The organism is Rhodospirillaceae bacterium, assembly GCA_018662005.1.
Classification (GTDB): domain Bacteria; phylum Pseudomonadota; class Alphaproteobacteria; order Rhodospirillales; family JABHCV01; genus JACNJU01.
In genome coordinates this window covers 66,362-92,934 of the sequence record JABJHA010000022.1, presented here as the reverse complement: position 1 = coordinate 92,934, position 26,573 = coordinate 66,362, and the positions used below count along the sequence as shown (strand labels likewise).

The 26,573-nt window shown below is 53.6% G+C and carries 25 protein-coding genes; 18 read left to right on the top strand and 7 right to left on the bottom strand.

The genetic code is table 11. From position 1 onward, the window contains the following. Positions 1-5 precede the first annotated feature (5 nt). The 10 genes from HOL66_10920 to HOL66_10875 are packed head-to-tail and all read left to right on the top strand — an operon-like array spanning position 6 to position 10,438. Entirely contained in the window at positions 6-1,520 is a 1,515-nt protein-coding gene (locus tag HOL66_10920; GenBank protein ID MBT5244751.1) for an NADH-quinone oxidoreductase subunit M, read from the top strand. A 4-nt stretch (positions 1,521-1,524) separates the two neighbouring features. Next, a complete protein-coding gene (nuoN, locus tag HOL66_10915; GenBank protein ID MBT5244750.1) occupies positions 1,525-2,997 on the top strand; it encodes an NADH-quinone oxidoreductase subunit NuoN in 1,473 nt (490 codons plus the stop codon). Continuing rightward, complete coding sequence (locus HOL66_10910; protein MBT5244749.1) at positions 2,994-3,743, top strand: biotin--[acetyl-CoA-carboxylase] ligase; 750 nt, start codon at positions 2,994-2,996, stop codon at positions 3,741-3,743. The genes nuoN and HOL66_10910 overlap by 4 nt, the downstream gene beginning before the upstream one ends. A gap of 9 nt (positions 3,744-3,752) precedes the next feature. Further along, positions 3,753-4,526 (top strand): type III pantothenate kinase, encoded by a 774-nt coding sequence (locus HOL66_10905; protein MBT5244748.1) that lies wholly within the window; start codon positions 3,753-3,755, stop codon positions 4,524-4,526. Continuing rightward, the gene (locus tag HOL66_10900) at positions 4,523-6,169 is read left to right on the top strand and encodes a ribonuclease J (GenBank protein MBT5244747.1); all 1,647 of its coding nucleotides are present in this window, start codon (positions 4,523-4,525) and stop codon (positions 6,167-6,169) included. Before HOL66_10905 ends, HOL66_10900 begins: the two co-directional genes overlap by 4 nt. Before the next feature lie 18 nt (positions 6,170-6,187). Next, complete coding sequence (gene mce, locus HOL66_10895; GenBank protein ID MBT5244746.1) at positions 6,188-6,592, top strand: methylmalonyl-CoA epimerase; 405 nt, start codon at positions 6,188-6,190, stop codon at positions 6,590-6,592. Beyond that, complete coding sequence (locus HOL66_10890; GenBank protein MBT5244745.1) at positions 6,589-7,146, top strand: DNA-3-methyladenine glycosylase I; 558 nt, start codon at positions 6,589-6,591, stop codon at positions 7,144-7,146. The genes mce and HOL66_10890 overlap by 4 nt, the downstream gene beginning before the upstream one ends. A 60-nt stretch (positions 7,147-7,206) precedes the next feature. Next, positions 7,207-8,520, top strand: coding sequence for a proline--tRNA ligase (locus HOL66_10885; GenBank protein MBT5244744.1), 1,314 nt, complete (start codon positions 7,207-7,209; stop codon positions 8,518-8,520). A 9-nt stretch (positions 8,521-8,529) separates the two neighbouring features. Continuing rightward, complete coding sequence (locus HOL66_10880) at positions 8,530-9,771, top strand: lipoprotein-releasing ABC transporter permease subunit (GenBank protein ID MBT5244743.1); 1,242 nt, start codon at positions 8,530-8,532, stop codon at positions 9,769-9,771. Continuing rightward, complete coding sequence (locus HOL66_10875; protein ID MBT5244742.1) at positions 9,764-10,438, top strand: ABC transporter ATP-binding protein; 675 nt, start codon at positions 9,764-9,766, stop codon at positions 10,436-10,438. Before HOL66_10880 ends, HOL66_10875 begins: the two co-directional genes overlap by 8 nt. Here HOL66_10875 and HOL66_10870 read toward each other — a convergent pair. The 3 genes from HOL66_10870 to HOL66_10860 are packed head-to-tail and all read right to left on the bottom strand — an operon-like array spanning position 10,435 to position 12,018. After that, a complete protein-coding gene (locus tag HOL66_10870; GenBank protein ID MBT5244741.1) occupies positions 10,435-11,085 on the bottom strand; it encodes a hypothetical protein in 651 nt (216 codons plus the stop codon). The genes HOL66_10875 and HOL66_10870 overlap by 4 nt on opposite strands. A gap of 2 nt (positions 11,086-11,087) precedes the next feature. After that, positions 11,088-11,741, bottom strand: a complete 654-nt coding sequence (locus HOL66_10865; GenBank protein ID MBT5244740.1) for a hypothetical protein — start codon at positions 11,739-11,741, stop codon at positions 11,088-11,090. A gap of 28 nt (positions 11,742-11,769) precedes the next feature. Continuing rightward, positions 11,770-12,018, bottom strand: a complete 249-nt coding sequence (locus tag HOL66_10860; GenBank protein MBT5244739.1) for a GIY-YIG nuclease family protein — start codon at positions 12,016-12,018, stop codon at positions 11,770-11,772. A 91-nt stretch (positions 12,019-12,109) separates the two neighbouring features. Between HOL66_10860 and dnaE the strand changes: the two genes are divergently transcribed. Further along, on the top strand, positions 12,110-15,607 hold the full coding sequence (gene dnaE / locus HOL66_10855) for a DNA polymerase III subunit alpha (protein MBT5244738.1): 3,498 nt from the start codon (positions 12,110-12,112) through the stop codon (positions 15,605-15,607). Here dnaE and HOL66_10850 read toward each other — a convergent pair. After that, the gene (locus HOL66_10850; protein ID MBT5244737.1) at positions 15,604-16,917 is read right to left on the bottom strand and encodes an MFS transporter; all 1,314 of its coding nucleotides are present in this window, start codon (positions 16,915-16,917) and stop codon (positions 15,604-15,606) included. The two genes, dnaE and HOL66_10850, sit on opposite strands and share 4 nt — an antisense overlap. Before the next feature lie 82 nt (positions 16,918-16,999). On the opposite strand from HOL66_10850, the gene fdhD reads away from it, so the two are divergent. Both fdhD and mobA read left to right on the top strand, forming a co-directional pair. Continuing rightward, positions 17,000-17,839: a formate dehydrogenase accessory sulfurtransferase FdhD gene (fdhD, locus tag HOL66_10845; protein MBT5244736.1), complete on the top strand. Its 840-nt coding sequence runs from the start codon at positions 17,000-17,002 to the stop codon at positions 17,837-17,839. Then, positions 17,826-18,452, top strand: coding sequence for a molybdenum cofactor guanylyltransferase MobA (gene mobA / locus HOL66_10840; GenBank protein MBT5244735.1), 627 nt, complete (start codon positions 17,826-17,828; stop codon positions 18,450-18,452). Before fdhD ends, mobA begins: the two co-directional genes overlap by 14 nt. On the opposite strand, the gene HOL66_10835 is transcribed toward mobA, so the two are convergent. Then, the gene (locus tag HOL66_10835) at positions 18,449-19,240 is read right to left on the bottom strand and encodes an alpha/beta hydrolase (protein ID MBT5244734.1); all 792 of its coding nucleotides are present in this window, start codon (positions 19,238-19,240) and stop codon (positions 18,449-18,451) included. The genes mobA and HOL66_10835 overlap by 4 nt on opposite strands. A 3-nt stretch (positions 19,241-19,243) precedes the next feature. Continuing rightward, on the bottom strand, positions 19,244-20,539 hold the full coding sequence (locus tag HOL66_10830; GenBank protein MBT5244733.1) for an O-acetylhomoserine aminocarboxypropyltransferase: 1,296 nt from the start codon (positions 20,537-20,539) through the stop codon (positions 19,244-19,246). Positions 20,540-20,609: 70 nt separating this feature from the next. Here HOL66_10830 and modA point away from each other — a divergent pair, with 70 nt between their 5' ends. From modA to HOL66_10815, 3 genes are read left to right on the top strand one after another with little or no spacing between them, the layout of a single operon-like run. Beyond that, complete coding sequence (gene modA, locus HOL66_10825) at positions 20,610-21,398, top strand: molybdate ABC transporter substrate-binding protein (protein MBT5244732.1); 789 nt, start codon at positions 20,610-20,612, stop codon at positions 21,396-21,398. After that, positions 21,395-22,063, top strand: coding sequence for a molybdate ABC transporter permease subunit (gene modB / locus HOL66_10820; protein ID MBT5244731.1), 669 nt, complete (start codon positions 21,395-21,397; stop codon positions 22,061-22,063). The genes modA and modB overlap by 4 nt, the downstream gene beginning before the upstream one ends. Before the next feature lie 7 nt (positions 22,064-22,070). Continuing rightward, complete coding sequence (locus HOL66_10815) at positions 22,071-23,162, top strand: ABC transporter ATP-binding protein (GenBank protein ID MBT5244730.1); 1,092 nt, start codon at positions 22,071-22,073, stop codon at positions 23,160-23,162. Here HOL66_10815 and HOL66_10810 read toward each other — a convergent pair. Next, positions 23,138-24,796, bottom strand: a complete 1,659-nt coding sequence (locus HOL66_10810; GenBank protein ID MBT5244729.1) for an acyl-CoA synthetase — start codon at positions 24,794-24,796, stop codon at positions 23,138-23,140. The two genes, HOL66_10815 and HOL66_10810, sit on opposite strands and share 25 nt — an antisense overlap. Positions 24,797-24,848: 52 nt before the next feature. Between HOL66_10810 and HOL66_10805 the strand changes: the two genes are divergently transcribed. Continuing rightward, positions 24,849-25,802, top strand: coding sequence for an NADPH:quinone oxidoreductase family protein (locus HOL66_10805; GenBank protein MBT5244728.1), 954 nt, complete (start codon positions 24,849-24,851; stop codon positions 25,800-25,802). Further along, complete coding sequence (locus HOL66_10800; protein MBT5244727.1) at positions 25,799-26,560, top strand: SDR family oxidoreductase; 762 nt, start codon at positions 25,799-25,801, stop codon at positions 26,558-26,560. The genes HOL66_10805 and HOL66_10800 overlap by 4 nt, the downstream gene beginning before the upstream one ends. The last annotated feature ends 13 nt before the right edge of the window (positions 26,561-26,573 follow it).

The following is a 26,573-nucleotide window of genomic DNA, read 5'->3' as shown; positions in this document are numbered from 1 at the left end:
GTATTATGAATTATTTCCCCATCCTTTCATTACTGATTTTCGCCCCCCTGGCGGGTGCGCTGTTCATCCTCGCCATCCGCGGCGATGATCAACAGGTCATTAACCGCAATGCCCGCAACGTTGCCCTGTGGGTTTCTACTCTGGTGTTCCTGCTGTCCCTGTTGTTGTGGGCGGGTTTTGATAGCACCACGGCGGATTTCCAGTTCGTCGAGCAATGGAACTGGATGCCCACCTTCAATATTGCCTACCATGTCGGCGTTGACGGTATTTCGGTGCTGTTCGTGCTGCTGACAACATTGTTGACGCCGATTTGTATCCTTGCCAGTTGGGAATCGATTCAGGAGCGGGTCAAGGAATACATGATCGCCTTCCTGGTTCTGGAAACCATGATGGTCGGTATGTTCGTGGCCCTTGATATTTTCGTCTTCTATATTTTCTTTGAAGCAGTTTTGTTGCCGATGTTCCTGATTATTGGTGTCTGGGGCGGGCCCCGGCGCGTTTACGCGGCGTTCAAATTGTTTCTGTACACCTTGCTTGGTTCTGTCCTGATGCTGGTGGCCGTTTTGGCTATGTATGTGGACGCCGGAACCGCCGATATCCCGACGCTGCTGACACACGATTTCCCGGCGACCATGCAAACGTGGCTGTGGCTGGCTTTCTTTGCCTCCTTTGCCGTCAAAATGCCCATGTGGCCGGTTCATACGTGGCTTCCTGACGCCCACGTTGAAGCGCCGACGGCCGGTTCGGTTATTCTTGCCGGTGTGTTGCTAAAATTTGGCGGTTACGGGTTCCTGCGTTTCTCATTGCCGATGTTCCCGTTGGCGACCATGGATTTCACGCCACTTATTTATACCCTTAGCATCATTGCCGTGATCTATACCTCGCTTGTCGCCCTGGCCCAGGAAGACATGAAAAAGCTGATCGCCTATTCATCCGTCGCCCATATGGGATTTGTCACCATCGGCACCTTTACCCAGACAGTGCAGGGGGTCGAGGGTGCGATCTATCAGATGCTTAGCCACGGTATTGTTTCGGCGGCCCTGTTCCTGATCGTCGGGGTCGTCTATGACCGCATCCATTCGCGCGAAATTGACATGTATGGTGGCCTTGTTCACCGAATGCCGGCCTATGCGCTGGCCTTTATGGTGTTCATGCTGGCATCGGTAGGCTTGCCCGGAACCGGCGGATTTGTCGGCGAATTTCTGGTCCTGCTAGGCGCTTTTCAGGTCAATCCCTGGGTCGCCGCACTGGCGTCAACCGGTGTAATTCTGGGCGCGGTTTATATGCTGTATCTGTACAGGCGCATTATATTTGGTCAATTGACCAAAGAGCACCTGATGAAAATCACCGACTTAAGCAAGCGCGAGATCATGATTTTTGCGCCCCTTGGAGTGCTGGTTCTGTGGATGGGGGTTTATCCGTCCTCGTTCCTGGATATCATGCATGTCTCGGTAAACAATCTGATCGACAGGGTCGAGACCGCGCAAGCGGCTTCACAGGCCTTGCTGGCCGGGAGATAAGGGAATGAATGAAATTCCAAACATGGTCCCGGCGCTTCCCGAAATTTTCGTGGCCGTTATCGGAATGGCCTTGTTGATGCTTGGCGTTTTTCAAAAGGCTGGTGACGCCGCCGCCGAAGTGAAAACGGCGCGTCTGGTTTCCCGGCTTGGCATGATTACGCTGGTGTTGGCGATGATGCTTGTCGCCACCGTTGCCGGCAGCACGTTCAATACCTTTAGCGGCATGTTTGTCAGCGATCCGTTTGCGGTTTATTTTAAAGTCCTGGTCCTGTTCGCCTCGGCCCTGACCCTGGCGATTTCACACAACTACATGGAGAATCAGGGCATCGCCCGTTTTGAGTACACGGTCCTTATTGTCTTCGCGACCCTTGGCATGATGATCATGATCTCGGCGAACAACTTGATGTCGCTGTATCTGGGGCTGGAAATGCAGTCCCTGTCCCTGTACGTGATAGCCACCTTTAACCGGGATGATGAACGCTCTACAGAAGCCGGTCTTAAATACTTTGTCCTCGGCGCTGTGGCGTCCGGCATGTTGCTGTATGGCTCATCACTGGTTTACGGGTTTTCAGGAACCACGGATTTTCAAATTCTCGGCAACATGTTCGCCACCGAGCACGGCCCCGATGCCTCCATTGGTATGATCGTCGGCATTGTCTTTATTCTTGCCGGATTGTCGTTCAAGGTTTCCGCCGTACCCTTCCACATGTGGACACCCGATGTTTATGAGGGCGCACCGACACCTGTGACGGCGTTCTTCTCCGTCGGCCCCAAGATCGCCGCTATCGCACTTTTCATTCGTGTCATGGTTGGCCCGTTTGGGGATCTGGTGCAGCATTGGCAGCAGATCATCGTCTTGATTTCCGTCGCCTCCATGCTGCTTGGCGCCTTCGCCGCCATTAACCAAACCAACATCAAACGGATGATGGCCTATAGCTCCATTGGTCATGTGGGTTACGCCCTGATCGGCCTTGTCGTCGCCAACGAGGCGGGTGTTCGTGGCATTATGATCTATATGGCGGTTTATCTGTTTATGAATATGGGTGCCTTCGCTTGCATTCTGACGATGCGCCGGGCTGGCCGGATGGTTGAAAATATCAGTGATCTTTCCGGGCTATCAAAAACCCATCCCATGGTTGCTGCTGCTCTTGCCATCTTTATGTTCTCCATGGCCGGTATCCCGCCGTTGGCTGGCTTTTTCTCCAAGCTTTATATTTTCTTTGCCGCGGTAGAGTCCGGTTTCTTCGCGCTGGCGATCATCGGTGTGATGAGCAGTGTGGTCGGCGCTTTTTATTATTTGCGCATTATCAAGGTTGTTTATTTTGACCCGCCTGATGAATCCCTTGATACCCCCATTGACCGTAATCTGGGGTATGTAATTTTCGGCACGGCGATGATTGTTGTTCTGTTCTTTGCCTTCCCCGGCATTATTATTGATGGAGCTTCCGCCGCTGCCGCTGCCTTGTTTGCGAAATGAGCGGTAGCGCCAGTCTTCCAAGCCCTTACAAACTGATTTCTCTTGATTGTATCGACAGCACCAATGAAGAGGCCAAGCGGATGGCCATGGATGGCGCGCCCGAGGGCACGGTCGTATGGGCCAGGGAGCAGACGGCAGGGCGCGGCAGACGAGGCCGAAGCTGGACCTCAGATTCCGGTAACCTCTACTGTTCCATTTTACTAAGGCCCGATTGTCATGCCTTCAAGGCCATGCAATTGAGTTTTGTCGCCGCCCTTGGCATGGCCGAAGCCGTCGCATCGGTTTTGCCCAAGGGGACGTTCGTTAATTGCAAGTGGCCTAACGACGTGCTTGTCGAGGGGCGCAAGGTTTCGGGGATCTTGCTGGAATCCCAAACCGTTCCCTTGGGCGGTATGGATTGGTTGATTATCGGGGCGGGGCTGAATATTGCCAGTTTCCCCGAAGATGTGGAATTTCCGGCAACCTCTCTGCTCCGCGAAAGGGCCAAGAACGTAACAGTTGAAATGATGCTTGAAACCTTCTGTTTGCGTTTTTTGGCCGGTTATGTGACCTGGAAAAAACTTGGTTTTCAGCCAACCAGAAAAGCGTGGTTGCGCCGCGCCGCCTGGTTTGGCAAGGAAATTACCGTACGTCTTGAAAAAGAAACCCTGATAGGGGAGTTTAAGGCCCTTGATCGTGATGGGGCGTTAATCCTGTTGCACAATGGCGACGAGCGGCGTATCACCGCTGGTGATATCTTCGTTTAGGAATTGGCAATGTTACTGGCCATCGATTCAGGAAATACCAACACGGTTTTCGCCGTTTTTGACGAGCATGGAACCGTGCTCGGTGAATGGCGTGCTTCAAGCACGCCAGAGCGGACCGCCGATGAACACGGCATTTGGCTGATACAACTGCTCGCCCTGTCGGGTATTGATCGCGCCTCTATCGAAAACGCCATTATCGCAACGGTCGTTCCATCCACCTTGTTCGCGCTGAAAACCCTGTGCAGGACATATTTCAACGCCGATCCACTTGTCGTTGGCGAGGACGGGGTTAAGCTTGGTATTGATGTTCTTCTCGACCAGCCGCAGGAAGTTGGCGCCGACAGATTGGTCAATGCGATTTCAGCCCACCAGCGCTACGGGGGGCCGTTGATCATTGTCGATTTTGGCACCGCCACGACCTTTGATGTGGTTGACGCTGATGGAAATTACGCAGGTGGCGTTATCGCACCCGGAATCAATTTATCGCAGGAAGCCTTGCATTTGGCCGCCGCCAAGTTGCCCAGGGTGGCAATTTGCAAGCCTGACCGGGTCATTGGCAAGGGCACGGTTGAAGCCATGCAATCAGGCATCTACTGGGGCTACCTTTCGATGATTGAAGGCGTTGCCCAGCGTATTGAAAAAGAATTCGGATCAACCATGAAAGTGATTGCCACGGGTGGTCTGGCACCGCTCTTCGCCCAGTCCACAGACCGCATTGAATGCGCCGACGCTGAATTGACCCTGCGCGGCCTCTACGCCATTCATCAACTCAACAAACCATGACAGATCGGGACGAGCTTCTATTCCTGCCGCTTGGCGGTGCTGGCGAGATCGGCATGAACCTCAACCTGTATGGCTACGGACTGCGTGGCTCTGAGCGTTGGATGATGATTGATCTTGGCATTACCTTCGGCGACGGGTCGCTCCCCGGGGTCGAGGTAATGATGCCTGATCCGACTTTTATCGAAGAGCGCTTGGATCAACTGGAAGCCCTGGTGCTGACCCACGCCCATGAAGATCACCTGGGCGCTGTCGCCCATTTGTGGCGTCGTCTAAAATGCCCCATCTACGCAACCCCGTTCACCGCCGACATTCTTGGTCATAAGCTGCGCGAAGCGGGTCTCGAAGGGGATGTCGATGTGACGACGATCCCGCTTGGTGGCAAATTCACCATCGGCCCGTTCGAGCTTGAACTGATTACCCTGACCCATTCCATCCCCGAACCCAACGCCATCGCCATTCGTACGCCCGTCGGGACGGTCCTGCATACCGGTGACTGGAAGTTCGACCCGGACCCGGTTGTTGGTGAGGTTTCCGATGAAGATGCCTTGCGTCAACTGGGTGAGGAGGGGACGCTGGCGATCATTTGTGATTCGACCAATGTCTTTACATCCGGAACATCCGGCTCAGAAGGTGATCTTCTGAAAAGCCTGACGGATTTGATCTCGACATTGAAAAACCGCGTCGTCGTCACCTGCTTTGCCTCAAACGTCGCCCGTCTTGAAACCATCGCCGCCGCTGCCGCCGCCAACGATCGGGATGTGGTTCTTGCCGGTCGGGCGCTTTGGCGGTTTTCGGAAGTCGGGCGGGCCAATGGCTGTCTTCAGGATACGCCTGCTTTTCTGGAGGAAGATCAAGCCGGATTCCTGCCGCGCGATAAAACGCTGATCGTTTGCACTGGTTCCCAAGGTGAACCGCGCGCCGCCCTGTCGCGTATCGCCGGGGGCAGCCATCCAAGGGTATCTGTTGAGGAAGGCGACACGGTGATCTTTTCCTCACGCATCATTCCGGGCAATGAAACATCCATTGGCCGCCTGCAAAACCAACTTGTTCGTACGGGTGTACAGGTGATGACCGAACGCGATCACTTCGTTCATGTTTCGGGACATCCGGCCCGTGATGAATTAATCCGCATGTATCAACATGTGCGACCGACGATCGCCATCCCCGTTCATGGCGAGCTGCGCCACATGGCCGAGCACGCCAGGCTGGCCCTGGATTGTCAGGTCAGCCATACCATCGTCGGTGAAAACGGCTCGATGATGCGTATTGGCCCGGGTGAGCCCTGCATCGTTGATCACGTTCATTCGGGCAGACTGGCCCTTGAAGGCAACAGGGTGGTGCCGCTTAATGGTGAATTGATCCGGGGTCGCAAGCGCGCCCTGTGGAACGGTACGGCTGTGGTTAGCGTTGTTATCGATAATATGGGCAATCTCGCCGCCGAACCGGTATTGACGACAACCGGGGTCTTTGAGGACGGTGATGAGGATTTGCACGATGCCGTGCTTGCTTGCGTCAAAAACGCTTTGAAAGATGAAGACAGCAAAGAAACCGTCAACGAAACCATTCGCATCGCCGTCAGGCGCATGTTCCGCGAACAACTGAACAAAAAACCGATCACTCAGGTGCATTTAATCGAGATTTGATTTATTTATGGAATAACCATGATTGAGAAATTAAACCACGTCGCCATTGCCGTTCCTGACCTGGATGCCGCCTGCGCCAGCTACCGCGGAATGCTCGGTGCCAAGGTGTCTGAACCCCAGGACGAACCTGATCACGGTGTCACGGTGGTGTTTGTCGAGTTGGCCAATTCCAAAATCGAACTGTTGTTCCCGTTGGGCGAGAAGTCTCCCATTAAGGGATTTTTAGATAAAAACCCTAGTGGCGGTATCCATCACCTGTGCTTCGAGGTCGACGATATTATGGTCGCCCGCGATCATCTGGTTTCCGAAGGGGCCCGGGTATTGGGTGACGGCGAGCCAAAAATTGGAGCGCACGGCAAGCCGGTTCTGTTCCTGCACCCCAAAGACTTTCAGGGAACCCTTATCGAACTGGAAGAAGCATGAGCTGGTATTGTGATTACGCGCAAGACAACCCCATTCACGGTTCATACCATGATGATGAATACGGCTTTCCGCGTCAGGATGAGGCGCTGCTCTTTGAATTGCTTTGTCTGGAGATTTTTCAGGCAGGTTTGTCATGGGAATTGATCCTGAAAAAACGCCCGACAACGTATAAGGCGTTCGACGGCTTCGATGTTGATACGGTGGCCGCTTACGGCGACAAAGATATAGAACGCCTGCTTGGCGATGCCGGTATCATCCGCAACAAGTTGAAAGTCAATTCGATCATCGAAAACGCCAAGCGAATCCAGGCCCTGCGAGAAAGCCATGGAGGCTTTGCCAGGTTTATCGAGGCCCATCATCCGATGGCAAAATCCGGCTGGGTCAAGCTGTTCAAGAAAACTTTTAAATTTACCGGCGGTGAAATCGTCAACGAATTCCTGATGAGCCTTGGCTATCTGCCCGGCGCCCACCGTGAAGATTGCCCGGCTTATGCCCGTATTGCCGCCATAAAACCGCCATGGATGAATGTTGATATCGCCATCTTTGACGACTAATCAAACTTCCTCTAAAGTCCGGCCACCTTCTCTAACACAGTATTTTAAGGCCCATCATTCATGCGACTTTCTACATACTTTCTGCCGACCCTGAAGGAAACGCCGTCAGAGGCGCAAATCGTCTCTCATCGCCTGATGCTGCGTGCCGGGATGATACGCCAGTCCAGCGCCGGAATTTATTCGTGGCTGCCGATAGGGCTTAAGGTTTTACGTAAAATCGAGAAGATCGTCCGCGAAGAGCAAGATGCCATCAATTGTCATGAAGTGCTGATGCCGACCATTCAGCCAGCCGACCTTTGGCGTCAAAGTGGCCGTTATGATGATTATGGACCAGAAATGCTGCGCATCACAGACCGCCACGACCGCGACATGCTGTACGGCCCCACCAATGAAGAGCAAATCACCGAAATTTTCGCCAATACCATTCGCAGCTATAAAGACGTGCCGAAGTTGCTCTATCACATTCAGTGGAAGTTTCGCGACGAGGTCAGGCCGCGTTTCGGCATTATGCGTGGCCGTGAATTCCTGATGAAGGACGCGTACTCCTTTGATCTGGATAAGGAAGGGGCGCGCAAGTCCTATAACAAGATGTTCGTCTCCTACCTGAAAACATACGAACGATTTGGCCTTAAGGCGATCCCCATGGCCGCTGATACCGGCCCCATTGGTGGTGATATGAGCCATGAATTCCTGATCCTGGCCGATACGGGTGAGAGCGAAATTGCTTGTCACCGTGATTTCATTGATATGTCGTGGTCCGATTACGAGGTCGATTTTGACGGCGACCTGCAGCCGGTTGTCGACCAATTCACCAATCAATATGCGGCGACCGATGAAAAGCGCGACCCGGAAGCTGAAAAGGCCCTCGGTGACAATCTGATCACGGCCCGCGGGATCGAGGTCGGCCATATTTTCTATTTCGGTGACAAATATTCTTCAAAGCTGGGAGCTGTTGTCACAGGTCCTGAAGGTCAGGATATCACTGTCGAAATGGGGTCATACGGTATTGGCGTGTCGCGTCTGGTTGGTGCGATCATCGAAGCCTCGCACGACGATAACGGTATTATCTGGCCTGAAAGCGTGGCCCCGTACAAAGTCGGCCTGATTAACCTGAAATTCGGTGACGATGCCTGCACGAAAGCCTGTGATGATATGTACGGGTCTTTGAGCGAGGCCGGAATTGATGTTCTTTACGATGATCGGGACAAGAAAGCGGGTGCCAAGTTCGCCGATATGGATCTTATTGGCCTGCCGTGGCAAATCGTCATCGGCCCGAGAGGGGTCAAGGACGGCATTGTAGAATTCAAGAACCGCAAAACCGGCGAGCGTCAGGAAATTTCACCTGAACAGGCCATTGAACGGCTGAAAGGCTAGAATAAGCGTATGTTCTCTGCCTTTGAATGGATGATGGCCATGCGCTATCTCAGGGCCCGTCGTCAGGAAGGGTTTATTTCAGTCATTGCCTGGTTCTCGTTATTGGGTATTGCCCTTGGCGTCGCCACCCTGATTATCGTGATGTCGGTGATGAACGGTTTTCGCGAGGAATTGCTGAACCGGATTCTTGGCATCAATGGCCATTTGAGCATTTACGGGCAATCCGAGAAATTGACGGATTTCGATGCCTTTGCTGACAAAATTCGTGTTCTGGATGGCGTAACTGTCGTCACCCCCATTATTGAAGGCCAGGTCATGGCCAGCTCAAAAAATGGTGCCAGCGGCGCTATCATTCGTGGTTTTCGCCCTGATGATCTTAGGTCGCGGGCGATCATTGCCGACAACATTCAGGGGGGCACCCTTGATAATTTTGATAAGGACAGTGTTGTTCTTGGCGCAAGATTGGCCAGGAAACTGGCTGTTGGCATTGGTCAGGACGTCACGCTCATTTCACCAAAAGGCAACATCACAGCCTTTGGCACCATCCCGAGAATGCGTAAATACAAGGTCGCCGCAACGTTCGATATGGGCATGTATGAATATGATTCAGGCTTCGTCTTTATGGACCTGTCGGCGGCTCAGATTTATTTCAAACTGCCAAATGCGGTCAGCAATCTGGAAGTCTCGGTTACCCATCCGGACCGGGCATTGGAAATTGGCGAAGAAATAAGAACACTTTCCAATAAATCCATTCGTGTCCACGACTGGCAACGCGCCAATGCCAGCTTCTTCAACGCCATTCAGGTTGAACGCAACGTCATGTTCCTGATCCTGACATTGATTATCGTGGTTGCCGCTTTCAACATTATTTCCTCGATGATCATGCTGGTCAAAGACAAGGGGCGCGACATCGCTATCCTGCGCACCATGGGTGCTTCAAGAGGCACAATCATGCGTATTTTCTTCCTTAGCGGCGCTTCCGTCGGTGTTATCGGAACCTTCTCCGGTGTTCTTCTCGGGCTCTCATTTGCCAACAATATTGAACAAATACGTCAATGGATACAGGGGCTTACAGGAACAGAGCTGTTTGCTGCCGAAATTTACTTCCTGTCGCAGTTGCCAGCGGTTGTTGACCTGGCTGAAGTTTTTGCCGTTGTCCTGATGGGGCTTGGTCTGTCGTTCCTGGCGACACTTTATCCTTCCTGGCGTGCCGCCCGTATCGACCCTGCGGAGGCCCTGCGATATGAGTGAGCATGTTCTTTCCTTAAGTGGCATCGAGCGGACATTCGTGCAGGGCAAAAACCGGCTGGAAGTCCTGCGGGGCATTGATCTGAATTTGAATGCTGGTGAAATCGTCGCCCTGGTTGGCCCAAGTGGTGCCGGTAAATCGACTTTGCTGCACATCGCCGGGTTACTTGAAAAACCCGACAGCGGTGCAATTTCAATCGCCGGGGATGTCTGCGCGGATATGGATGATGACAGCCGAACCCTGGTACGCCGTCATCATGTTGGCTTTGTTTATCAGTACCATCACTTATTGCCGGAATTTACGGCTATGGAAAACATCGCCATCCCGCAAATCATTTCCGGCATCAGCCGAAAGGAAGCACGAAAACGCTCAAACGAGATGCTGGACTGGCTTGGCCTGACAGACCGTTCCACGCACCGTCCTGCCCGTTTGTCGGGGGGCGAGCAGCAACGGGTCGCCATCGGTCGCGCACTGGCCAACGCGCCAAAATTGTTGTTGGCCGATGAACCGACGGGCAATCTTGATCCCCATACGGCTGGCGAAGTCTTCGACGTGCTGATCCGGCTTGCGCGCGGGGCTGGGCTTGCCGCCTTAATCGCTACCCATAACCCGGAACTGGCATCGCGCATGGACCGGATTGTCACGCTTGAAGACGGACATCTGATTTAACAGTTTGTCGAGTCAGGGCAATTGCCTTCTCTAAGTTTATTCTTATAGACAGGCCTGAGCGGTTGGAAAATGGTCACGGGTGTGGCGTTTTCCACGTATTGAACAGCATGGACGGGGGGAACTGTGATGCCCTGGAGAAAATGCGACACTTTTTCTTCAGCAAATTCCGGCCCTGCTTGATGACACACATAACCAGCTAAAAGTTGGCGGTATCGACCCATACTGTCATTACTTGATTGATGGCTTAGTTTGTGAAAATGGAAACAGCTATTTCCTTCAACCGAAAAATATTCGTACCGGGTATCACCTTTTGAGGTGTCAATTATGGCATTTCTACCGTAGGTCAGTTGTTTACCTTTCAGGGCGGTCCAGGCCTTAAGGGTTAATCTTTTTGCCTCACCTTCCACGGAAATTACCCCCATTTCGTTGGTTGTAATCAAGGCAGCGGATAGCAGGCCCTTTTGGCTTTTTGCGGAAAGAACCTCGACCTGCCTATAGCCGTTTCGCGAGATGGTTCTCTCAACAGCGGTCTCACCGATAATGTCCGGGGAAACCTGAAACGGTTGATAGTCCTTTCTTATTGTTTCCTGGCAACCGGCAAGGAGAATACAGGAGCTGATTAATATTGATGAAAACTGGATATTCATGATTAATTCCGTTTGGTGTGTACTGATCTTGTCTTTAAGGCTTGAACCGGTTCGTAATAGACGTTTGACGAGAGTTCACCCGGCAATTCCACGGAGTTGAATTTCGGCACCGTAATGGAACTTAGGAATCTGGCGACGGCGGCATCGCTCATAGTGGACGCAATGGTGTGGCAATAGTATCCGGCAACCAGTTTTGAATGCCTGCTCAGAGTATCAGAACCAGATGGTTGGTACACGCTGTGGAAAGAAAAACATGTATTGGCCTGATAAGAAAAACGCTCAAAATCTACCGTGCCCCCTGGCGTCACGGCCTGACTCTTAATGCCGAAATTGATCTCCTTGCTTTGTAGCGCCTTCCAACCCTTCATGATTAATCGTGGAAATATGGCGGCGTCACTGATAACGCCAATCCCGGATGCTTCAACAAACAAGACAGAAACCTCATGATTGGCCGTGACTGCGTGAAGGACTTCCATTTTACCGGTGCCGTTCCGGACCCGTGTGTGTTCAAAATCATCAGCTGAAAATAGCTCTGACGTTACCGCAAAGCTGTCCTCCCGGCTGTAGGGCGGTCGCTGGCAGCCTGTTAGTATGATCACGGCAACGAGTAGGCCGATCAGCGCGCGAAGACCAGTAAGAGGTATTGTTGCCGACATTGAAGGAGCTCCTTCAGACTAAGATGTGTCAATCAGAGATAGTTTTCAACTGCGCCTTGAGTTTTGTGTCTTTCTTAAGGGCAATTTCCCGGCGCAGGGCTTCGCCGTGTTCAAACGGGCCTTCGCTGTAGGCCATGGTCCAGGGACCGCGCCCGCGGGTGAATTTCGCCCCGGTGCCGTTGTTGTGTTCGTCAATGCGGCGCCCCGTATCCTTGGAAATCCCGGTATACAGGATGCCTTTGGGGTTTCGCAGAACATATACATGCCAGTCCTTCATGATCTTGGTTTTAGAGTAATCGAGCCTCATTGACGAGACTGGGGATAACTTCTTGGTGCAACTTGTTGGCGCTTATGGAATCCTTCTGGTTATGAGCGACTCCTCACACCAGCATGCCGATTTCGTCCATTTACGGGTGCATACGGCCTATTCCCTGTCAGAAGGGGCCATACGCATCAAGGAACTGGCCAAAGAGTGTCGGCAGATGCGGATGCCAGCGGTGGCCATCACCGATACCAACAATCTTTTTGGTGGCCTTGAGTTTTCAGCGGCCTGCGTAGAACAGGGGGTCCAGCCGATCATCGGTTGCCAGCTTGCCGTGCTTCGTGAAGGCAAGTCCGGTAGCCCGGGACAAGTGGTTTATGAGGCGAGCGATCCTGTCGTTCTGCTGGTTCAGAATGACCAAGGCTACCGCAATCTTTTAAAACTTCTGAGCCTTGCCTATTTGGGGCAGGGGGATGGTGATGATAAACCCGACCAGCCGTCCGTCACCCTGGCCCAATTAATGGTTCATGGGGCCGGATTGATCGCCTTGACCGGTGGTCCGGCAGGGCCCGTTGGCCATCTTCTGGCTGGTGGTCAGGACGCAGCCGCCGAAACGCTTCTTTTGGCCCTTAAAGAGGCATTTCCTGGCCAATTGTACGTGGAAATCATGCGCCACGGTCAGGACGGGGAAAAACTGACGGAAGAGAAGTTCATCGACTTGGCTTACAAGCATGATCTGCCACTGGTCGCCACCAACGAGGCTTTTTTCGCAAGCCCCGATATGTACGATGCCCACGACGCCCTGATCTGTATTGCCGCCGGGGCCTATGTGTCACAGGCCGAGCGTCGTCGCCTGACCCGCCAGCATTATTTCAAATCAGCCGAGGAAATGCGCACCCTTTTCGCCGACTTGCCGGAGGCCATCGACAACACCCTCGTCATCGCCCGGCGTTGCGCCAGCAAGATAGAAACCATTGATCCGATTCTGCCGCCCTTTGATTGTGGGGAAGGCAAAAGCGAGGAAGATGAACTGCGCGCCCTTTCGGCTGAGGGCTTGCACGAACGTCTGGAAAACCAGGTATTCACCGAAGCGATGAGCGAGGCGGAAAAGGAAAAGGCGGCCAAGCCTTATCTTGAACGTCTTGAGTACGAACTTGGCGTGATTATCGAGATGGGATTTCCCGGGTATTTCCTGATCGTTCACGATTTCATTTACTGGTCAAAACACCATAACATCCCGGTTGGTCCCGGCCGTGGCTCGGGCGCCGGTTCTGTTGTCGCCTGGGCCTTGACCATTACCGATCTGGATCCGCTGCGCTGGGGTTTGCTGTTTGAACGTTTCCTTAATCCGGAACGTGTGTCCATGCCTGACTTCGATATCGATTTTTGCCAGGATCGCCGTGATGAGGTTATCCGTTATGTGCAGGAAAAATACGGCCGCGACCGGGTTGCCCAGATCATCACCTTCGGAAAACTGCAAGCGCGCGCCGTTCTGCGCGATGTCGGCCGGGTTCAGGAAATGCCTTATGGCCAGGTCGACCGTATTTGCAAACTGGTCCCGAACAATCCGGCCAGCCCGACCACATTGGGCGAAGCCATTGAACTTGAGCCGCAATTCAGTGAGGAAATCAGGGCCGATGATGCGGTTAAACGGTTGACCGATATTGGCCTGCAGCTTGAAGGCCTCTACCGTCATGCATCGACCCACGCCGCCGGTGTCGTCATCGGGGACCGACCGCTTGATCAATTAATCCCGCTGTATCGTGATCCCCGGTCCGACATGCCGGTGACCGGCTTTAACATGAAATACGTTGAGTCGGCAGGCCTTGTTAAATTTGACTTTTTAGGCTTAAAAACCCTGACCGTTCTGGCCAAGGCCATTGAGTTGATCGGCGAGCGGGGGATCGAGGTTGATCTTTCAAGCATTCCCCTTGATGACGAAAAATCCTTCCAGATGATGAGCCGCGGCGAGACAACAGGTGTGTTCCAGTTGGAAAGTACGGGGATGCGCGATGTGCTCAGGAAACTGAAGCCCGACACCTTCGAGGATATTATCGCTGTCGTCGCCCTTTATCGTCCCGGCCCCATGGAAAATATTCCAAGCTACATCGCCAGGAAGCACGGCGAAGAAAAACCTGATTACCTGTATCCGACACTTGAGGGGATTCTTAAAGAAACCTTCGGCATCATGATTTATCAGGAACAGGTGATGCAGGTGGCCCAGGAGCTGTCGGGCTACACCCTTGGTGGTGCTGACCTTCTGCGCCGGGCCATGGGTAAGAAAATCCAGTCTGAAATGGATGAACAACGCCAGGTTTTTGTTGATGGGGCCAAGGCCAAAGGGGTGCCAGAGGCCAAGGCATCGCAAATTTTCGATCAGGTCAACATGTTCGCAGGTTACGGCTTTAACAAGTCACATGCCGCAGCTTACGCACTGGTCGCCTATCAGACGGCTTATTTCAAGGCGAACTACCCGGTTGAATTCCTCGCCGCCTCGATGACCCTGGATATTAACAATACGGACAAACTGAATTTGTTCCGGCAGGAACTGCATCGTCTGGAATTTCAGGTTCTCGGCCCTGACGTCAATGCTTCCGCCGCCGATTTCCGGGTTGAGGATGATAAGGACGGCAAGGCCGGGGTTCGTTACGCCTTGGCTGCCGTCAAGAATGTCGGCGACGCAGCCATGCAGTTGCTGGTAAACGAGCGAACGCTTAACGGACCGTATAAAGATATTGCTGATTTTGCCGAACGGGTTGATTCCAAAGCCGTCAATAAACGACTGATGGAAAATTTGGTCAGGGCAGGGGCCTTTGATCGTCTTGATGGCAACAGGCGTAAGGTTTTCTCTGGCATCGAAACGATCATGGCACAGGCTAACGCCGCCGCCCAGGACCGTGACAGCAACCAGATTGGTCTGTTCGGGGGGGACGCCGCACCCATGCCGACGATCACCCTTAGGGACGTTCCTGACTGGTCACCCATCGACCGCATGAAGGAAGAATTTGATGCCGTCGGCTTTTACCTGTCGGGCCACCCGCTTGATGCCTACGGCAAAACCCTGGACAATCTAAAAGTACGGTCCTCTGCCGATATCATACGGAGTGGCCATCCGGGACCCGTCAAAATGGCTGGAACCGTGATTGGTATGAAAGAACGCACATCAGGCAAGGGAAATCGCTACGCCTTCATCCAGCTTTCCGATGCTTCAGGCATTTACGAAATTATGGCGTTTTCCGAACTGTTGTCGGTGGCGCGGGCATTGTTCGAGGTGGGAAATTCCCTGTTCATCAAGGCGTCAGTGCAGTTTGAAGGCGAAACGCCACGCTTTACTGCTAATTCCGCCGAACCGCTTGATAAGGTTGCAGCCAAGGCGCAAAGCGGCTTGCAGGTAACGATCAGTTCCGAAGCACCGCTGGCCGCCATCAAGGAAGCCCTCAAAGACGCCAACAGTGGGCGCGGGCAGGGGGAGGTTCGGGTGGTTGCCCTTTTGGATACGGGTGAGCGGGTTGACGTAAAATTAAAAGGTGGTTTTGCGATAACCCCTGAAGTCATGCAGCAAATCCGTTCAATCGCCGGTATTGAGGAATTACAGGAACTTTAAGCCCTTTGCCTGGCTGCTTGCCCCGATACCAGTCTGATTTTTCCCGGGCTGGCCATCCAGATACAAAATATTGACGTCAGCGCTACGGCAATACAAAGCAGGAAGGCGTAGTGGTAACTGCCGGTGCTATCGAAAATATATCCGGTCAACCACGGCCCCACCCCGGCGCCAAAATTTCCGCCAAGTCCGGTGACGGCAAAAATGGTGGCAAAACGTCGACCGCCGAAAATTTCGACGCTGACCGCCCCGTAAATGGATGCCAGTCCGAAACCCAGTAAGCCCTGCATGATGACCATCAGGTAAAGCAAAAATGTTGAAGGCGTAGTGGCAATCGCGATCAGCGTCGCGTAACAGGCGATGTAGCCCGATAATGACAGTGTCCACGCCCATTCACGTCCAATACGGTCTGATATGGCGCCGATACCAATTTGCCCGGCGATTCCAAATAATCCAACCAACCCCAGTGCCGTGGCAGCGATGGCGCTATTAAAACCGCTTTCGATCAGATAGATCGTCTGATGAACAAGCACCGCATACCAGACGAACAGGGCGCAGAAATAAGCGCCAAAAATCCACCAGAATCGGGCTGTCTTCATAGCCAGTTTCAAGGTCCAGTCGGTTTCGGCCCATTTCCTGTCAACAATGGGATCAATTGCTTTGTGTGAATCCGTGTCAGAGATAGCGCCGTCGCCATCGGGCTTGAGCCCAAGATCGGCAGGTGATCTGCGCTGAAAGTATGCGGCTAGCGGGATGATGATGACAACACTCGCGGCGATGATAATACAGGCCTGTCGCCAGCCTTCAGTGTTGATGACATTTTGGAACCACGGCAGCAGGGTAATCGAACCGAAACCAACGCCTGAAAAGGCGATGCCGATAGCCAGTCCGCGTTTTCTGACAAACCAGTTGGGCAGAAACATGGAATGGGAAATATAGCTCATGGCGATGGAGCCACTGATGACGAGAACCCCCAGCGTTGCGTAGACGCCAAGCGGGTTGGTGACGGCAGTAGCCCCTAAAAGACCCGCAATAACCATAGTAGCACCCATGGGGATGACGACCCGTGGTCCCCAGCGGTCCATTATCATGCCAACAACCGGCGTAAAAAGTCCTGAAGCGACAAAACCGATGGAAAAGGCCCCGGCAATGACGCTTCTGTCCCAGTGAAATTCGGCTAGAATGGCCGGAAACAGCAGCGAAAAGGACGTTCGGGCATTAACCGCGATAGCCATGGTAACAAAGGCGACAGCGATAATAATCCAGCCGTAAAACAGCGGCAGTCTGGTAAAGTAGTTCTCGGCCTTGCTCATGGCCTGATTGTTGTCAATTGGACCGGCTGTGCAACTGCTAAATATTACACTTGATAAGTTTACCTTTGAACTGAATATATAAGTGATGAAAACGGACTATCTGATCGCCCCGAATCCCGATGATCCGCGCTTGACCCGGCGCGTTGAAGGCGTTGACCACGCGGGCCAGGAAATTGTTACTTCGGTGACTGTTGAGCGTCCGCTGACCCTGTTTCTCAATGGCCAGGAAATCGTCACCATGATGACGATTGGCGATTATCCGGAATTTCTGGCGTTGGGGTATCTGCTTAATCAGAACATGATCCACGAAGATGATCACATCACCAGCATTGATTACGACGCCGATATCGAAACCGTCGTCGTCCGCACCGCCATGAAGACCACCTTCGAGGAGAAGGTGAAAAAGAAAACCCTGACGTCGGGCTGCGCTCAAGGTACGGTCTTTGGCGATGTCATGGAAAAATTTGAAACCATTTCCTTGCCCGATGGCCATATTATTAAAACCTCGTGGCTGGCGACCCTGGTCAAAAAGATCAACACGACGCCAAGCCTGTATCTTGAGGCCGGGGCCATCCACGGCTGTGTGCTGGCCCATGAGGACCGGCCGCTTTTGTATATGGAAGATGTCGGTCGCCATAACGCAGTCGATAAAATCGCCGGTTACATGTACCAAAATGAAATGAGCGGCGCTGACAAGATTTTCTACACCACCGGCAGGCTGACCAGTGAAATGGTCATCAAGAGCGTACAGATGGGTATCCCCATTGTGGTTTCACGTTCCGGTTTTACGGCCTGGGGGGTTGAGCTTGCCAAACAGGTCGGCCTGACCCTGATCGGCCGGGCCCGTGGACAGCGCTTTGTTGCCCTGGCTGGCCAACATCGGATTGTCAGTGACCTTGATCCGTCAGATGAGGATTCCTGAAGTGGCTGATGTGGTTGGTGTTCTGCTCGCCGGGGGGATGGCGCGCCGCATGGGTGGCGGTGATAAATGCCTGCAACAATTGGGCGGTCGCTCTTTGCTGGCCTACAGTATTGACGCAGCTGTGCCGCAAGTCGGTCCCCTGATTATCAATGCTGCCGGGGAACCGTCCCGTTTCAATGATTTTGACTTGCCTGTTGTCGCCGATGTCATCGAAGGTTTCGCTGGCCCTTTGGCTGGTGTTCTGACGGGTCTTGAGTGGGCCCGCGATCATATTCCTGACGCGAGGTGGGTGGTGACCTTCCCGACCGACGCGCCGTTCTTTCCGGCCGATCTGGTAGCGCGTCTGCTCGATGAGACCAACACGCAAGGCGCTGACATGGCCTGCGCCCGCTCAAACGAGCGCACTCATCCGGTTTTCGCTTTGTGGCCTGTCCGTCTTGCCGGTGATTTACGCAGGGCAATGGAGGATGAGGAAATGCGTAAAATTGACCGCTGGACGAGCCGCTACAACATCGTTCACGTTGACTGGTCAGTAAGTCCCAACGACCCGTTCTTCAACATCAACCGCCCCGAAGACCTTGAGCAGGCAGAGGCGTTGTTGGGTAAGCCCTAAAAGACAAATCCCTTCAAGGCGTCGTAGATCTGATTGGGGCGCTCGGCCATCATCATGTGGCCGCTGCGCTCAATGACCACGACGTGACTGTCGTTGACCATTTCAGCAAGCGCCTGGCCTTTTTTCAAAGGCGTCATCTGGTCGTTGCGACCCAGCACGAACTGGGTCGGGCATTTGACCTTTTTGGCCATTGCCGCAGCATCCGTGTAAATGTTGCAGGCGTTAAGATCACTGGCCAGAATTCCGGATGCGGACAGCTTCAGTAATGTCTCATTGGCACCGTGAATCCAAAGCCCCGGCTCGGGGTGACCGCCAACCCGCGCTTTCTCGCCCAGTCCCCAATAGATAATGAGTTCAGGAGCGAGGGGCAGGTCTTGCCGGGCCGCTTCAAGCAAGTCCGGATGAACGGGCATGGTCTCGGCGACTCCCATAAGGACCAGTTTTTCGACCCGCTCTGGATAACGGGCGGCCATATCAAGGGCAATGAGTGAACCCATGGAATGACCGATCAGGATTGCCTGTTTAACATCAGCTGCATCCATAAAACGGTTTAGCCAATCGGCCATACCGGCGATGGTTTCAGGTGGCTTGCCTTCGGATTTGCCATGACCGGGCAGATCAACAGCCAGAACCCTGATTCCGCGAAATGCGATATTGCGGGACTGAAATTGCCAGACGGTGCGGTCCATGCCTGATCCGTGGATCAGGATAACGACAGGTTCTTCGGCGACCGGGTCGCGCCCGCCCGTTGCAACATGGGCTTTCAGGCCATCAACGACGATATCCATTTTCTAAACCTTCTGAGAGGCGCGTAATGCCTGTTTCAAATCGTCGATAAGATCACCGCTGTCTTCAAGGCCAACAGAAAGACGAACCATGCCTTCACCAATTCCCGCAGTGGCAAGGGCCTCGGCTGTCATCTGCTGATGGGTTGTGCTGGCCGGGTGGATCACCAAAGTCTTGGCATCCCCAATATTGGCAAGGTGGGAGGCCAGTTTGACGGATTCGATAAACTTGCTACCGGCGCTACGGCCGCCTTTCAAGCCAAAGCTGAGGACAGCGCCGCACCCTTTGGGCAGGAGCTTACGGGCCAGTTTATAATCAGTGTGGGATTTCAGTCCCGGATAGTTGACCCATTCCACTTCATCAGAGTTTTCCAGGAATTCGGCAATGGTCTGGGCGTTGGAAACATGCTTTTGCATTCGCAGGGGCAGGGTTTCGACCCCTTGCAGGATATGGAAGGCGTTGGCCGGGCTCATGCAGGCGCCGAAGTTCATCATTCCTTCGGAACGGGCCCGCATCAGGAAGGCCTGGGTGCCGAATTCGTCGGCAAAATTAAGATCGTGATAGCCGGCATACGGTTCGCTTAAATTTGGAAATTTGCCCGATGCCTTCCAGTCGAATTTGCCACTATCGACAATCGCCCCGCCAATGGCGATGCCGTGCCCGCCCAGAAATTTGGTCAGGGAGTGCATGGCAAGATCAGCGCCGTAATCAAAAGTTTTCATCAGGTACGGTGTGGTGAATGTGGCGTCGACCATCAGGGGGATGCCGGCCTCGTGGCCGATGTCTGCGATGGCCGGCAGGTTCATGACATCAATACCCGGGTTGCCCAGAGTTTCCCCGAATAACAGTTTGGTTTCCGGTCTGATGGCTTTCTTGAAGGCGTCCGGGTCACGAACATCGACAAAAGTGGTGGTGATGCCAAAACGGGGCAGGGTGAAACTGAAAAGGTTATGTGTGCCGCCGTAAAGCGATCCCGATGAAACAATATGGTCGCCCTCGTTCATCAAGGTGGCAATGGCCAGAAAAATAGCCGCCATGCCGCTGGCGGTGCAAATAGCGCCGACACCGCCTTCAAGGGCGGCAACCCGTTCCTCCAGCACCGCGACTGTCGGATTGGTCAGGCGGGTGTAGATATGGCCGGGGCGTTCAAGGTTATAAAGGGCTGCAGCATGATCCGTATCATCGAACATATAGGATGTGGTTTGGTATATTGGCACCGCCCTTGCGCCTGTTGTCGGGTCAGGCTGCTGACCTGCATGTAGGGAAAGGGTATCGAATTTAAGGAATTTTGGCGTGACCATGGGAAGCTCCGGATAATGAAACTAGGGAAAGCTTGCATGGTTTTATCATTAATTCAATGATTGGCGGATGATGGGTAAAACGAATCCTGTATATCGGCTCAAAGGAGCCATTTTTGGTCTTCTGCTGGCCGTGCTTTGCCATGGCCCGGTATCGGCACAATCCGGTCCCATTATCGCTGTCGCCTCGAACCTGCGTTTTGTGATCGAGGAAGTGGCGCGCTCTTTTCATGATGAGAGTGGTATGAGTGTTCGCTTCTCCTTCGGATCATCAGGCAATCTGGCGCGGCAAATTATTCAGGGTGCGCCGTTCGAGATGTTTATGTCTGCCGATGAAGGCTATGTCTTTCGTGTATCAGAGGCAGGGGCCAGCGTTGATCAGGGGAAAATATATGCGGTGGGCAGAATAGCCGTCTACGCACCTAAGGGGTCACCTTTACAACAAATGGCGTTTCCTGCGGACTATGGCGGAATATTAAACAAACAAACGGCGCAACGTTTTGCGATCGCCAATCCCGACCTTGCCCCTTACGGGCGGGCAGCAAAACAGGCCCTTGAACATGCTGGCCTTTGGCAAGCTGTCCGGCCCCGCCTGATTTACGGCGAAAACATTTCCCAGACAGCCCAGTTTATTCTTTCGGGGTCGACGCTTGGCGGCATCATTGCCTACGCACAGGCGCTGGCCTCACCTTTTAAGGATAACGGCGATCACCAGTTGATCCCCGCCTCGTGGCACCAACCGATTGCCCAGCGTATGGTGTTGCTGGCCCGGGCCGGAGAAACAACAAGACGGTTTTACGCTTATTTAGGTGAGAGCAAAGCCGTTGCCATCTTCCGCAAGTACGGGTTCACTGTGCAATGAACTGGATGGCCCTTGAACTCTCTTTGAAACTGGCAGCATGGACGACGGTGCTGTTACTGCCCATCGGCATCCTGGTCGGACGATTTCTGGCCTGGCGCACATTCAGGGGCAAGGTCTTTGTCGAGGCCGGGCTGGCCCTGCCTTTGGTTTTGCCACCCACGGTGCTTGGCTTTTATATGCTTGTCGCATTCAGCGCCACCTCGCCCTTTGGACAGTTTTACCAGTCGCTGGTCGGGCACTCGCTGGCCTTTTCTTTCGACGGATTGGTCGTTGCGTCGGTGATTTTTAATTTGCCGTTCGCCATTCAACCCATGCAGCGCGCCTTTGAGGGAATTTCTGCTGAGGTTCGCGAGGCGGCGGCCTGTTGCGGTATGTCACGGGCACGTATCCTATGGCGCATTGAACTGCCGCTGGCCTGGCCCGGCATCCTGTCGGCCCTGGTGCTGACCTTTGCCCATACCATAGGTGAGTTTGGCATCGTCTTGATGGTTGGCGGCAATATACCCGGCGAAACCCAAACCATCGCCATTGCCATTTATGACCGGGTGCAGATATTCGATAACGCCTCAGCCGGGTTGATGTCGGTTGTCTTGCTGTTGATTTCCATGGTCGCCATCAGTGCCACCTACCTGAGCGCATCATTTGTGGGGCGTCGCCATGACTGATGTCGCCATGACTGATAGCGCAGGACTGAACGTCAACCTGATAGATGATGGCAATATTCCGCTGGATGCCCAAATCAGTTGCCAGCCAGGAGAGCTTTTGGCCCTTGTTGGCCCGTCCGGCAGTGGCAAATCAACAATTCTGCGTACCATCGCCGGGCTCAACAAGCCGCGTCAGGGTGTTATTCATTGCAATGGTGATATCTGGCTTGATACGGACAAGGGCGTTGATGTCTCGACCCGCCAACGCCACGTCGGCATGGTCTTTCAAAACTACGCCCTGTTTCCCCATTTGAACGCCCGTGAGAACATTATCGAGGGACTTGGCCATGTGGCTTCTTCTGAACGTTCGGGCCGGGCCAAAGAACTGCTGACCCTTGTTCACCTGTCAGGACTTGGTGAGCGCAAGCCTGCCGCCTTGTCCGGTGGTCAACAACAACGGGTCGCCGTTGCCCGCGCCCTGGCCCGCGATCCAAAGGTATTGCTGCTTGATGAACCTTTCTCAGCGGTCGATCAGGCGACCCGGCAAAGGCTTTACAGGGAACTGGTGGAGTTGCGTCAGCAATTTGGTATGCCGATGGTTCTGGTTACCCATGACCTGGATGAAGCAACCATGTTGGCTGATCGCTTGTGTATTCTTCGTCATGGTCGGACCTTGCAAAGCGGCCCGCCGTTTGATGTGCTGGCCAAGCCTGCAAATAAGGAAGTTGCACGGCTTGTCGATCAAAAAAATATTTTTCAGGGAACGGTCATCGGCCATGAGGCGGATATGGGAATAACCACCATTTCATGGGGTGATTTTACCCTGTCGGCCAGCTACCAGCCCGACTTCCAGGTCGGCAAGGTCGTTGACTGGGTGATCCCTACCTCGCATGTGGGCGTGGTGTTTGACGATGAAAATGTTGTTTCGGGTGTGGTGTCGGGAATTGTCAGGCTTGGTGACATGGTGACCGTGTCCGTCACGATCAAGGAAGCTTCAAGCCATCCCTTGTTCATGTCGGTTCCTGTGCTGGAAGCAAAGCAGCGCAATCTTAAGGCCGGAGAGACAATCTCCGTTTCATTAATCAGCGAAGGCATTCACTTGATGACGCCATTAGCCTGATCGCGCAGCACGTATTTCTGGATTTTACCTGTCGATGTTTTTGGCAGTGGCCCAAACACCACCCTGGTTGGTGTTTTGAAATGGGCCATGTTGTTGTGGCACCAGTCGATGACATCGCTTTCGCTTAAAGTGTCTTCACTGCCCGGTGTCGGGGTGACGAAGGCGCAGGGGGTTTCTCCCCATTTCTCATCACTCATGGCGACAACGGCGGCCTCCATGATGTGCTCGTGTTTATACAGGCAGTCCTCGATTTCAAGGGACGAGATGTTTTCTCCACCTGAAATAATGATGTCCTTGGAGCGGTCCTTGATTTCCACATAGCCATCGCTGTGCATGACGCCCAGATCGCCGGTATGAAACCAGCCACCGGCAAAGGCGGCTTGCGTTGCGGTCGGGTTTTTAAGATAGCCCTTCATCACCGTGTTGGAGCAAAGCATCAACTCGCCAATGGTTTCCCCGTCACCTGGAACCGGCTCCATGGTATCGGGGTTGAGCACGCTTTGGGCAAACAGGGTTGGAAAACGCACGCCCTGACGGGACATTTTTGCCGCCCTTTGTTCCATATCCATATCGGCCCATTCATCTTGCCAGGCACACAGAGTCGATGGGCCATAAGATTCGGTCAGGCCATATTGATGGGACACCGTGAACCCCATCTTTTCCATTGTCGCGATGACCGCGCTTGGTGGCGCCGCCCCGCCAGTGGCGACCACGACGTTTTGTTGAAAGGCGACTTTTTGTTCGTCCGGGGCATGGGCCATCATGTTAAGGACAATGGGGGCACCGCACATGTGGGTAACGTTATGATCTTTAATAGCCGGGAAGATTTTGGCAGGATCAGTCTGGCGCAGGCAAACATGGGTGCCGCCAACGGACGTCACCGCCCAGGTATAGGACCAGCCGTTACAGTGGAACATGGGCAGGGTCCACAAATAGACGGATCGATGGTTTAAGCCGATCACCAAAGCATTGCCCATGGCGTTAAGGAAAGCCCCGCGATGATGATAGACGACACCCTTGGGATTGCCTGTTGTTCCTGATGTGTAATTCAGGGCAATGGCCTGCCATTCATCGTCAGGCGGTTGCCATTCAAATTCCGGGTCGCCTTCCTTAAGGAAAGTCTCGTAATCCATTTCACCAATAAGCTCGCCACCTTCGGCAAGCGGGTCGTCAATATCGATAACCGTGACCGGTTTTTTTAAGAGCGACAGGGCTTCCTTGATAACGGGAGAGAATTCCCGGTCCGTCAGCAGAACCTTCGCTTCACCGTGCTCAAGAATAAAAGCGATAGTTGGCCCATCGAGACGGAAATTAAGGGCGTTGAGGACAGCCCCGCTCATGGGCACCCCGTAATGGGCTTCAAGCATGGCCGGGGCGTTGGGGGACATCACGGATACGCAATCACCAAGACCGACGCCACGCTTGTTCAGGGTGCTGGCAAGACGTTTGCAGCGTTCATTGAACTGGGACCAGGTATAGCGGTGTGGTCCATGAATGACGGCGGTTTTATCGGGGTAAACGTGGGCTGACCAGTCAAGAAAACTGATCGGCGACAGGGGACGAAAATTGGCCGGGCGCTGCTCGAGGCCTTTCTCAAAAATATTCTCTTGATCCACCACTTTTCGTTCTCCCATTTTGCTTTATGATTGAGCATTAACACTCTTGAGAATAAATGGAAATTTGAAAATGCGCGCCGTCCTTTGTCATCAATGGGGAGAACCCGACAGTTTAAGCGTTGGCGAGGCCGTTAATCCCGAACCCGGGCCGGATCAGGTGAAAATCCGGGTTCGCGCCGCAGCCCTTAATTTCGCAGATATCCTGATGGTTGGCGGCACCTATCAGGAAAAACCACCGTTTCCTTTCAGTCCCGGCCTTGAGGTCGCAGGTGAAATCATGGAAACCGGCGAGCGGGTCATGGCGGTGCTGAACTGGGGTGGCTTTGCTGAATATGCTGTCGCCCATACAAAGGATGTAATGGCTATTCCTGATACCATGTCCTTCACCGCAGCCGCTGCCATTCCCATCGCATACGGCACCGCCCACATGGCGCTTGTCGACAAGGCTCGGCTTGGGGAAGGGGAGTCACTGATCGTCCATGGCGCTTCCGGGGGTGTCGGCCTGGCCGCTATCGATGTGGGTAAGGCAATTGGCGCGAACGTCATTGCCGTGTCATCGGGGGCTGATAAAATAACCGCTGTACTTAAGCAAGGCGCCGATCATGTTATTGATTACAAGGATGGTGATGTAAAGGATCAGATCAAGGCGTTGTTGCCCGGTGGTGGCGATGTTTATTTCGATCCTGTCGGGGGCTCTTCCTTTGATGCTTCCCTGCGTTCGGCAGCACCCGGCGCACGAATTCTGGTGGTTGGCTTTGCCGGTGGTAACGTGCCGCAAATCCCCGCTAATATCCTGATGGTCAAGAACGTTACGGCCATTGGCTTTTATTGGGGTGCGCACCGTAAATTTGCCCCGGACAGTGTGACCCGGTCATTTAAGGAAATTCTCGACTGGATAGAGCAGGGACGTCTCAATCCGCTTGCTGTTATGACTTTCAATCTGGACGCTGCCAGTGAAGCCATGAATACTATGAAATCACGCCGCTCCATCGGCAAAATCGTTTTACAGGATACAGACCAATGACAGGAAAACTCTCGGCCGATTTAAGCGGCCGCACCGCATTGGTAACCGGCGCTTCGGGTGGCCTTGGGCGACATTTTTCTATTCTTCTTGCCGCGTCCGGTGCACGGGTTGTCGCAGCGGCGCGCAATATGGACAAACTGGCCCAAACAGTGGACATCATCACTTCCAGTGGCGACGAAGCCCTGGCTGTGTCGCTGGATGTCAAAGACGAGGCCAGTATAGCCGCCGCTACCCAGGCCAGTGGCGCCATTGATATTCTGGTTAATAACGCCGGTATAGCTTCATCCAAACGGGTTCTGGATTGGCAGGGTGCGGACTGGGATGATGTCATGGAAACGAACCTGCGTGGTGCCTGGATGGTCGCCGCGGCCGTTGCAAGCCAAATGAGGGAGCGTGATGCTTCGGGTAGCATTATCAATATTGCGTCCATTTTGGGTGAACGGGTCGGGAGCGGGGTCATGCCTTACGCGGTTTCCAAAGCCGGTCTTGTTCAAATGACCAAGGCCATGGCCCTTGAACTCGCCGGCAAGGGAATCCGGGTTAATGCCCTGGCCCCGGGATACATCAAGACGGACATCAACAGGGATTTTTTGCAAAGCGAGGGCGGGCTTCGCTTGCTGAAGCGCATTCCCCAGGGTCGATTCGGCGAACCTGATGATCTGGACGGGGCTTTGCTGCTGCTGGCCAGTGATGGTTCTAAATTTATCAACGGGGCGGTCATTGCTGTAGATGGCGGCCACCTCGTCAGTTCTCTTTAAAGGAAACACAGAT